Origin of the sequence: Aeromonas sp. 600948 (assembly GCF_049174875.1) — a bacterium.
In the GTDB taxonomy this organism is placed as follows: Bacteria; Pseudomonadota; Gammaproteobacteria; order Enterobacterales; family Aeromonadaceae; genus Aeromonas; species Aeromonas veronii_A.
Genome location: NZ_JAAKTY010000022.1, coordinates 64449 through 74288, shown reverse-complemented (window position 1 = coordinate 74288; position 9840 = coordinate 64449). Strand labels below are relative to the sequence as shown.

Genomic DNA, 9840 nt, shown 5'->3' with positions numbered 1-9840 from the left:
ACCGGACGGCTCGGATCGCTGCGCTTGATCCAGCCATACATGGCATCGTGGGCCGGGCCGTAACCCGACTCGTTGCCCAGCGACCAGATGATGATGGAGGGGTGGTTGAAATCCCGCGCCACCATGCGGGTCGCCCGCTCCAGAAAGGCATTGCTCCAGGCGGGATCCCGCGCCAGCCGCCCCATGGGGGTCATGCCGTGGGTCTCCAGATTCGCCTCGTCCACCACATAGAGACCGAGCCGATCGCAGAGGCGATAGAAGTCGGGGTGGTTGGGATAGTGGGAGCAGCGCACCGCATTGAAGTTGTGGCGCTTCATCAGCAGCAGATCCCGCTCCATGGTGGCGCGATCGATGGCATAGCCTTTGGCGGGGTGATGCTCGTGACGGTTGGCACCGCGAACAAGCAGCGGCTGACCGTTGACCCGCAGCAGGCCGCCACGGATCTCCACCACCCGAAAGCCCACATCACATGCCTCGCTCTCGATAACCTGGCCCTGTTCGTCCAGCAGGGTCAGGGTCAGGCGATAGAGATGGGGCGTCTCGGCGCTCCACTTGCGCGGCGCAACCACGTCGAGCCAGCACTCGGCGCGATCGTCATACGCCCCTTTTTCATCAATGGTTTGGGTGCCGATCGGCTGGTGCAGGGCCGCGACCCGCTCGCTGCCGTCATAAAGATTGGCCTCCACCGACAGACCGGCCCCATTGGCCACCTGCAGTGCAATCTTGAGACGACCATCCCGATAGCAGGCGTCCAGCTCGGGGGCCACCCGCATATCCATCAGATGGCGGGACGGTTTGTGCAGCAGGCTGACGGAGCGGAAGATCCCCGACAGCCACCACATATCCTGATCTTCCAGATAGGAGCCGTCGGACCAGCGCAGTACCAGCACCGCCAACCGGTTGCGACCGGTGTGCAGATAAGGAGTCAGATCGAACTCGGCGGGCAGGCGGCTGTCCTGGGAGTAACCGACCCAGCGGCCGTTGCAAAAGAGGTGGAAGGCGCTGCTCACCCCGTCGAAGATGATCCGGCTCTGGCCGCTTGCCAGCCAGTCGGCGGGCAGTTCGAACTCGCGGGAGTAGCAACCGGTGGGGTTCTCTGCCGGCACTCGCGGTGGATCGCAAGGAAAGGGGTACTTGATATTGGTGTAGATGGGGCCATCGGTGAGCGGCCGCGTAGCCGGATAGGCGGCATCCAGCTGCCAGTTACCCGGCACTGTAATAGGGCAGGCATCCGCCAGATCCTGCGCCAGCCAGCTCTCGGGCACCCGCTCGGGGGCGGCAAAGAAGGAGAAGCGCCACTCGCCATCGAGCAAGAGACGGGAGTAAGAGGCCAGATCACCCCTGGCATCCGCTTCGCTGCGCCAGCTGAACATGGGGGTATGGGCTGCCAGCCGGTTTACCGACGTAATGGCCTGAGTCTGCCAATCCTGACGCGCCACTATCTCCCTGAGCATTCACTCTCTCCCTGCTGATTGGAACACGTATTCAGTCTAGAGAAGTATGACGCAGGGAACGGCGATCTCGCTCACACAGATGTAAACGATTACACTTGTTTTGTTAAGTAAAGCGGAGTAAAAATGATTAAAAATAGGTAAAACAATAACCGTGCAAGAAACGGCCCCGAACAGGGCCGCAAAAGGGAGCTATCCGGCCCGAACCGGTGCCACCGAGTGACGATTTATCAGGGTGGGTGTATAGATCCGGCTCTGGGTCGCGTCACTCTCCCCCGCCGCCAGCTGAATGGCCAGCTTGGCCGCCTGGGCCGCCATCAGCTCGATGGGATAGCGCATGGTGGAGAGCTTGGGGCGCAAATATCTGGCATAGATGATGTCATCGAAGCCCACTACCGATACCTCCTCCGGCACTCGCAGGCCGTTGTCGGCCAGCACAGAGATGGCGCCCGCCGCCATGGCATCGTTATAAGCCACCACGGCAGTCACCTTGAGCCCCTTGGCCAGCAGGTTGAGCATGGCGCGCTCGCCCCCCTCCTCATTCGGCGTGCCACTCTCGATAAGCTCGGGATCGGCTGCCAGACCCGCTTCCATCAGCCCATCCTGATAACCCTGCAAACGCAAGGTGGCATCCTCGATGGCGTGATCCGAGCTGATAAAGGCGATATGGCGGTGGCCCAGTTCGATCAGGTGGCGAGTCGCCGTAGCCGCCCCCAGCCGGTTGTTGAGAGCGATGCAGCGCCCCTTGAGGGCAGGAATATCGCGGTTGATCAGCACCATACCGGGCACCCGCATGGCGTAATCGTAAAGTTCCTCGTCGCTCAGCGCCTTGCTGTGCACCACCAGCGCCTCGCAGCGCTTGCCGATCAGCAGCTCGATCGCTTCACGCTCCTGACGCGCCTTGTGAAAACCGTTACCCATCAGCAGGTGAAGGTTCTGCTCGACGGCCACGCCGGAGACCCCCTTCACCAGTGCACCGAAGAAGGGATCGGCCACGTCACCGACCACCACCCCCATGGTGTCGCAAGTCTGGCTAACCAGTGCCCGCGCGTTGGCGTTGGGGGTGTAGCCCAGTTCGGCCATGGCCTTCTGCACCACTTCGCGAGACGCAGCGCTGGCCTTGGGAGAGTTGTTCATCACCCGTGAAACCGTTGCCACCGACACATTGGCCAAACGGGCGACATCCTTGATGGTGCTCATGCTGTTTTCACTTATTTCACTGTGCAATAGAGCGCCATTATACCCAGCAAACCCTTTGAAAACAGTGGTGAAACGCATATCTGCCGTCAGGATGATCACAAAAACAGTGTAATCGTTTACACCATTTTGCAAGCAAGTTCACAGTTTGGTCGCCACACCCTCGGCTAGACTGCTTCCAGACACTTTTTCAGTGGAGAGCAAGATGAACGTTCTGGTCACCGGCGGTTGCGGATATATCGGCAGCCACACCTGTCTGGCCCTGCAAGCGGCAGGCATGAATCCCGTGGTGGTCGACAACCTCGGCAACAGCAAGCGCAGCGTGCTGGCCCGAGTCGCGGCTATCAGCGGCCAGCAACCCCTGTTCTATCAAGGGGATATTCGCGATGTAGCGCTGCTGGACCGGATCTTCGCCGAACAGCAGATCGATGCGGTGATCCACTTTGCCGCCCTCAAGGCGGTCGGTGAATCGACCCGCATTCCACTGGATTACTACGAGAACAACCTCGGCGGCACCCTCACCCTGCTGCAGGCGATGAAGCGGGCCGGGGTGCACAATCTGGTGTTCAGCTCCTCTGCCACCGTCTATGGCGATCCCGCCAGCCTGCCGATCCGCGAGGATTTCCCTCGCAGCGCCACCAACCCCTACGGACGATCCAAGCTGATCATCGAGGAGATCCTCGAGGATCTGCAGCTGGCCGAGCCCCACTGGAGCATAACCCTGCTGCGCTACTTCAATCCGGTCGGCGCCCACGAATCGGGCACCATGGGTGAAGACCCGCAAGGCATCCCCAACAACCTGATGCCCTATATCACCCAGGTGGCCATCGGCCGTCGCGACTGCCTGTCGGTCTTTGGAAACGATTACCCAACTGTGGATGGCACCGGCGTACGTGACTACATCCACGTGATGGATCTCGCCGAAGGGCACGTCAAGGCACTGCAACACTGTGCCGGCAAGGGTGGCGTGCACAGCTACAACCTGGGCACCGGTCAGGGCCAAAGCGTGTTGCAGCTGGTCGCCGCCTTCTCCGCCGCCTGTGGCAAGCCGCTGCCATTTCGCATCGAACCGCGCCGCCCGGGCGACATCGCCGCCTGCTGGGCCGATCCGGCCAAGGCCGAGCGCGAGCTGGGCTGGCGGGCGACCCGCAACATCGACGCCATGTGCGCCGATAGCTGGCGCTGGCAATCCGCCAATCCGAACGGTTACGAGGAGTAGGCCTGCCTGCTCCCTGTTAATAGACGCCCCTATTTTTCAATACCTTATTCAGGAGAGATGATGTTCAACCCCGTCGATCATCCCCATCGCCGCTTCAACCCGCTGACCGGCCAGTATGTGCTGGTCTCCCCCCATCGGGCCAAACGCCCCTGGCAGGGACAGGTGGAGAAGGTGAGTCAGGCCCCCAAACAGGCCCACGATCCCGACTGCTTCCTCTGTGCCGGCAACACCCGGGTCACTGGCGACATCAACCCCGACTACAAGGGTACCTTCGTCTTTACCAACGACTTCGCCGCCCTGATGCAGGATACCCCGGCCGCCGATAGCGCCAGCGATCCCCTGCTGAAACTGGAAGCCGCCCGCGGCACCAGCCGGGTGATCTGCTTCTCGCCGGATCACGGCAAGACCCTGCCCGAGCTGCCGCTGCCCGCCATCGAGGGGGTGATCACCACCTGGATGGATCAGGTCGCCGAGCTGTCGGCCCAATGGGAATGGGTGCAGGTCTTTGAAAACAAAGGGGCCGTCATGGGCTGCTCCAACCCGCACCCCCACGGCCAGATCTGGGGCAGCGACTTCCTGCCCAACGAGATTGCCCGCGAAGAGCAGCACCAGCGTGACTGGCTGGCCGAGCATGGCCGCCCCATGCTGCTGGAGTATGTGGAGCGGGAGCTGGCGGATCGCTCGCGCATCGTGGTGGAGACCGAGCACTGGCTCGCCGTGGTTCCCTTCTGGGCCGCCTGGCCGTTCGAAACCCTGCTGCTGCCCAAGGCGCACGTCCCCTCCATGCTCAATATGACCCAGGCCCAGCAACAGGATCTGGCGGTGGCGCTCAAGGAGCTCACCAGCCGCTACGACAACCTGTTCGAGTGCAGCTTCCCCTACTCCATGGGCTGGCACTTTGCACCGCCCAAATCGGATTGCCCCGAGGCGTGGCAACTGCATGCCCACTTCTATCCGCCCCTGCTGCGCTCCGCTACCGTGCGCAAATTCATGGTCGGCTTCGAGATGCTGGCCGAAACCCAGCGTGACCTTACCCCCGAGCAGGCCGCCGAGCGGCTGCGTGCCCTGAGCCCCATTCACTACAACCAGACCAATCAAACCAATGAGGAGGCCCTATGACCCCGAGCCAACGCGTCAGCACCGTTTTTGCCGAGCAATTTGCCAAAGCGCCCGATCTGCTGGTGCGCGCCCCCGGCCGCGTCAACCTCATCGGTGAACATACCGACTACAACGACGGCTTCGTGCTGCCCTGCGCCATCGACTACGAGACATGCGTCGCCATCGGCCTGCGCGATGACCGACAAGTGCAGGTGATCGCCGCCGACTACGACAACCAGCGCGACCAGTTCGACCTCGACCAGCCCATCGAGCACCACCCCAGCCAGCGCTGGAGCGACTACATCCGTGGCGTGGTGAAGTATCTGCAGGAGCGCGGCTATGCCCTGCGCGGCCTCGATCTGGTGGTCTCCGGTAACGTGCCGCAGGGGGCGGGACTCTCCTCCTCCGCCTCACTGGAAGTGGCCATAGGTCAGGCCTTCAAGGAGGCGCTGGGGCTCGACATCAGCCAGGCGGAGATCGCCCTCAACGGCCAGCAGGCGGAGAACAAGTTCGTCGGCTGCAACTGCGGCATCATGGATCAGATGATCTCCGCCAGCGGCAAAACGGATCATGCCCTGCTGCTCGACTGCCGCTCGCTGGAGACTCGCCTCATCCCCATGCCTGCGGATCTGGCGGTGCTGATCGTCAACTCCAATGTGCGCCGCGGTCTGGTGGACAGCGAATACAACACCCGTCGCCAGCAGTGCGAAGAGGCCGCCCGTCACTACGGGGTCAAGGCGCTGCGCGATCTCGATCTGGCCGGACTGGAAGCGGGCAAGGCCGGGCTGGATGAGGCCTGCTATCGCCGTGCCCGCCACATCGTCGGTGAAAACGCCCGCACCCTGGCGGCGGCCGATGCACTGGCGAGCCACGATCTGACCCGCCTCGGCGAGCTGATGGCCGAATCACACGCAGCCATGCGCGATGACTTTGAAATCACAGTGCCCGCCATCGACGGTCTGGTGGAGATCATCAAGGCTAAAATCGGCACAGATGGCGGCGTGCGGATGACTGGCGGCGGCTTCGGCGGCTGCGTGGTCGCCCTGCTGCGCCCGGAGAAGGTGGCCGAGGTGATTGCCGCCGTCGAGGCGGAGTATCCGACCCGCTTCGGCCTCAAGGCTAACTGCTACGTCTGCCGCGCCAGCGCCGGTGCAGGGGGCATCGCATGAAAGAGTTCCATCTGCAGAATGCAGCCGGCCTGCGGTTGAGCGTGCTCGATTTCGGGGCTACGCTCACCGCCCTCGAGATCCCGATCAATGGCACCTATCGCAATGTGCTGCTGTCTTGTGATCCGCTGGATTACCCCAATCAACGCTCTTATTTAGGGGCGATAGTAGGACGCTTTGCCAATCGCATCGGCAACGCCCGCCTAGAGCGAGCAGGGCAAGAGTGGCAACTAGACGCCAACGAGGGCACCACCTGCCTGCACGGGGGCAGTGACTCTCTGCACAACCGGGAGTGGCAACTGGACGGGCTGGCGGAAGATCGCATCCGTCTGCAAACTCGGCTGGCCGATGGCGAACAGGGTTTCCCTGGTAATCTGGACGTCACCGTAGAATACCGGCTGGAGCAGACCGATCTGGTGATCGAGCTGAGCGCCACCACAGATGCTCCGACCCCGGTCAATCTCACCAGCCATGCCTATTTCAACCTGGATGGTGGTGATGTGCGTGATCACCACATCATCATTAATGCAGACCGCTATCTGCCAACCGATGAACACTCGCTGCCGCTTGGTATTGCGCCGGTCGAAGGAGTATTCGATCTACGCCATGGCAAGCGGGTCGGAGAACAGTGGATGGCCCATGCGCAGCAAAAAAAATGTCTGGGATTCGACCACTGTTTCTTGTTTGTTGATGCCTCGCCCTCACCACAAGCCACCCTGATGGCAGGGGATGGCAGCCTGTGTATGGAGATGTACACCAATCAGCCAGGCGTCCAGCTCTACACCGGCAACTGGTTGGCTGGCACCCCAAAACGCGGGGGGGGACATTGGGGCAACTATCAGGGGCTCTGCCTGGAAGCACAGCAAGTGCCAGATAGTCCGAACCGTCCAGAATTAGGTAACCCATGGTTGGAGCCAGGAGAACGCTATCAGCACATAACCCGTTATCGGCTCATTCCGGTTATGGCTTGACCCACTGAAGGGGCGCGTCAAGGCGCCCCTTTGTCGCATCTCTCCCGCCCGGCTTATTCAACACAACCAAGAAAGAAGCATGCTACGGCTTGGCATCATTACGATATCAGCCACCGCGTGCAGTGCTGATGGGTGTATGGCTTTCAGAGTGACGTTGACCTGCTCGTGTCGGGTAAAGTCATTGAGTACCCATTATGTGCTTTACATTCTTACCGCCAACCACACAACTTGGCAGGCATGACGGGAACATATCGGCACGCCCTGTGGCATAAGGAACCAGTACGCAACAGGTCATCGAGAGAGGATCAAATTTTGTTAACTGGCTGACCCTTGGTCGAGGCACGGATCAGCAACTCCCCTTCCAGCTTCATCAGTAAAGCGATGGGCTTCTCTCCTTGGGCCAGTTGCAACAAGGTGTCCACCGCCAGTTTACCCATCTCGTCGTAAGGTAGTTCGATAGAACTCAAAGGGGGCTCCATTTCGCAGGCCAGCATCTGGTTATCATGGCCCGCCACCAGAATGTCTTCCGGGATGCGCAATCCCGCCTCGGCTATCGCCTGGTAACAACCCTGAGCCATGTAATCACTGCAACAGAAGATACCATCAGGCGGCTGAGGCAGCGCCAGCAGTTGCCTAGTCTGCTCATAAGCCTCATGTAGCGACCAGTTGCCCACACGCACCCATTGTGGATCCGGTATCAAATCGTGGTTGATCAACGCCTGACGATACCCCTCCAGCCGCAGACTATTTGCCTCCATCCATGGCTCCCCCTGAATAAGAGCCACTCGTTTGCAGCCTTGCTCCAACAGGTGCGCCGTCACCTTGTAACCCGCCAGCTTATCGGCAGGCAGGATGGAATAACTTTCGGACGAGCCACTGCCCTCCAGGTAGCAGTTGAGCAAAACGGTAGGCACCTGCGGGGAGAGCTCCATCTCGGCAAGTTGTCGTGTCATGGAAGAGGCAAAAATCATCCCCAGATAATCCCCCTGATTGATCTCCTGCTCGATCAACTTGGTGAGCTCCGCGCTGTTGCGATAATCGAATGTAACCAGCATGCGATCTGCCTCCCAAGCGCGTTCATTGCAGGCATTGATCGCATCTAGAAAAGGGTCATATGGAGTCAGGCCATTGAAAACAAAAGCTATTTTTCTAGCAGATGGTCCCTTGGGTAGATGTTCAGCTCGCTTATGCTGGTAACCCAGTTCGGCCGCTTTTTCAAGCACTCTACGCCGCGTTTCCTCCGCCAGTTTGATGGTGGTTGAACCATTGAGCACCAGTGAAACCGTTGATTGGGAAACACCTGCAGCTGCAGCGATGGCGCTCATGGTGATGCGTTTACTATTCATTGATATGGCCATAGTTTGAGCAGTACCGCCCAGATAATAATATTAATTATTTATCTTTTATCATGACTCATGATTACGGACATGAGCAAGCAGCACAACAGCCCACAAGGACGATAGAGGGTTTTCGGTTATCGTCCCGAGTACAGATGGCTCGCCAGCTATGCCTGTTAACCCCCTAAATTTGTTCATTTTGTGACTAATCCCTGAATTCTATCCTTCATGATTTGCAACTAAAGATATTAGCTAATATTAATTGCTGTAAGCTTAAATAATTAGTTGCAAGGATATCCGATGGCGATACAACAGTGGTCAACAGAACGAGCTTGGCAATGGTGGAACAAACAACCTTGGCTATTGGGCTTCAACTATCTCCCCCGCACAGCGGTCAACTGGACCGAAATGTGGCAGGGAGAAACCTTCGACCCAGTCACCATTGACCAGGAACTGGGTTGGGCCAACAAACTGGGCTACAACACCCTGCGAACCAATCTGCCCTTTATCGTCTGGCAGCATGATCGGGATGGCCTGCTCGCGCGCATTGAGCAGTTCCTTGGCCTGTGTAGCAAGCACAATATCCGCGTGATGATGACCTTGATGGATGACTGTGGCTTCTCCGGCGATCACCCCTATCTGGGCCGCCAGCAACCACCTCGGGAAGATGTACACAATAGCCAGGCGGCGGCCAGTCCCGGTCGGAATGTCGTCATTGACCCGACCCAATGGCGCGAAGTGGAACACTATATTCGCGACCTGATACGTACATTTGCACAGGATGAGCGGATCTTTATCTGGGATCTGTACAATGAGCCGACCAACCGGGGCATCTTTTCGGAAGGCGATGTCGAGGTGCGTTTCGATGAGTCGCTGGAGACATATGCCCACTATCTGATGGAGTTGGCTTTTGTCTGGGCCCGAGAAGAGAACCCCTCCCAGCCACTCACCGTCGGCGCGTGGCATGCACCCTACAGCATCGGTCAGGGGGATTCGGAATTTACTCCGGAAAACACCTTTACTCATCCGACCGACCTGCGCGCTATGGAGCTATCAGATGTCATCACTTTCCACTCCTATCAGCGTATGGAGGGGCTGAAAATCTCTCTGGATGTGGTCAGCAAATATCGCCGCCCGCTCCTCTGCACAGAGTGGCTGGCCAGGCATGTCGGCAGCGTGATGGAACAACAACTGCCACTCTTCAAAGAGTTAAAAATAGGTGCCTATCAATGGGGTCTGGTAAAAGGGAAGACGCAAACTCACTTGCCATGGCCTTTCGTTCGCAATATCGACCCCGATTTCCGCAGGGTCTGGTTTCACGACCTGCTGGAGGAGGATGGTACCCCCTACTCTGCCAGTGAAATAGAACTGCTCCGCACATTGACCCGTTCATAACGCAAA

General features: G+C 59.2%; 8 protein-coding genes. 5 read left to right on the top strand and 3 right to left on the bottom strand.

Features of this window, described 5'->3' with window-relative positions; genetic code table 11:
* Together G5182_RS16850 and G5182_RS16845 are read right to left on the bottom strand one after the other, a co-directional pair.
* Positions 1–1454 (bottom strand): sugar-binding domain-containing protein (locus G5182_RS16850; RefSeq protein WP_421254548.1); only part of this gene is annotated, 1454 nt, incomplete at its 3' end.
* A 189-nt stretch (positions 1455–1643) separates the two neighbouring features.
* A complete protein-coding gene (locus G5182_RS16845) occupies positions 1644–2651 on the bottom strand; it encodes a substrate-binding domain-containing protein (protein ID WP_005356970.1) in 1008 nt (335 codons plus the stop codon).
* A gap of 202 nt (positions 2652–2853) precedes the next feature.
* On the opposite strand from G5182_RS16845, the gene galE reads away from it, so the two are divergent.
* The 4 genes from galE to G5182_RS16825 are packed head-to-tail and all read left to right on the top strand — an operon-like array spanning position 2854 to position 7102.
* Entirely contained in the window at positions 2854–3867 is a 1014-nt protein-coding gene (galE, locus tag G5182_RS16840) for a UDP-glucose 4-epimerase GalE (RefSeq protein ID WP_227341611.1), read from the top strand.
* A gap of 60 nt (positions 3868–3927) precedes the next feature.
* Positions 3928–4986 (top strand): UDP-glucose--hexose-1-phosphate uridylyltransferase, encoded by a 1059-nt coding sequence (locus tag G5182_RS16835; protein WP_227343135.1) that lies wholly within the window; start codon positions 3928–3930, stop codon positions 4984–4986.
* Positions 4983–6134, top strand: a complete 1152-nt coding sequence (galK, locus tag G5182_RS16830; RefSeq protein WP_227341612.1) for a galactokinase — start codon at positions 4983–4985, stop codon at positions 6132–6134. The genes G5182_RS16835 and galK overlap by 4 nt, the downstream gene beginning before the upstream one ends.
* On the top strand, positions 6131–7102 hold the full coding sequence (locus tag G5182_RS16825) for a galactose-1-epimerase (protein WP_227341613.1): 972 nt from the start codon (positions 6131–6133) through the stop codon (positions 7100–7102). The genes galK and G5182_RS16825 overlap by 4 nt, the downstream gene beginning before the upstream one ends.
* A gap of 305 nt (positions 7103–7407) precedes the next feature.
* On the opposite strand, the gene G5182_RS16820 is transcribed toward G5182_RS16825, so the two are convergent.
* On the bottom strand, positions 7408–8448 hold the full coding sequence (locus G5182_RS16820) for a LacI family DNA-binding transcriptional regulator (RefSeq protein ID WP_216949955.1): 1041 nt from the start codon (positions 8446–8448) through the stop codon (positions 7408–7410).
* 291 nt (positions 8449–8739) lie between these two features.
* On the opposite strand from G5182_RS16820, the gene G5182_RS16815 reads away from it, so the two are divergent.
* Complete coding sequence (locus G5182_RS16815; RefSeq protein WP_139408884.1) at positions 8740–9834, top strand: cellulase family glycosylhydrolase; 1095 nt, start codon at positions 8740–8742, stop codon at positions 9832–9834.
* The last annotated feature ends 6 nt before the right edge of the window (positions 9835–9840 follow it).

Bases quoted from the DNA above. Each gene is read 5' to 3' on its own strand.
- G5182_RS16815 (WP_139408884.1), top strand. From the start codon at position 8,740: ATGGCGATACAACAGTGGTCAACAGAACGAGCTTGGCAATGGTGGAAC.
- G5182_RS16820 (WP_216949955.1), bottom strand. From the start codon at position 8,448: ATGAATAGTAAACGCATCACCATGAGCGCCATCGCTGCAGCTGCAGGT.
- G5182_RS16845 (WP_005356970.1), bottom strand. From the start codon at position 2,651: ATGAGCACCATCAAGGATGTCGCCCGTTTGGCCAATGTGTCGGTGGCA.
- G5182_RS16835 (WP_227343135.1), top strand. From the start codon at position 3,928: ATGTTCAACCCCGTCGATCATCCCCATCGCCGCTTCAACCCGCTGACC.
- G5182_RS16825 (WP_227341613.1), top strand. From the start codon at position 6,131: ATGAAAGAGTTCCATCTGCAGAATGCAGCCGGCCTGCGGTTGAGCGTG.
- galE (WP_227341611.1), top strand. From the start codon at position 2,854: ATGAACGTTCTGGTCACCGGCGGTTGCGGATATATCGGCAGCCACACC.
- galK (WP_227341612.1), top strand. From the start codon at position 4,983: ATGACCCCGAGCCAACGCGTCAGCACCGTTTTTGCCGAGCAATTTGCC.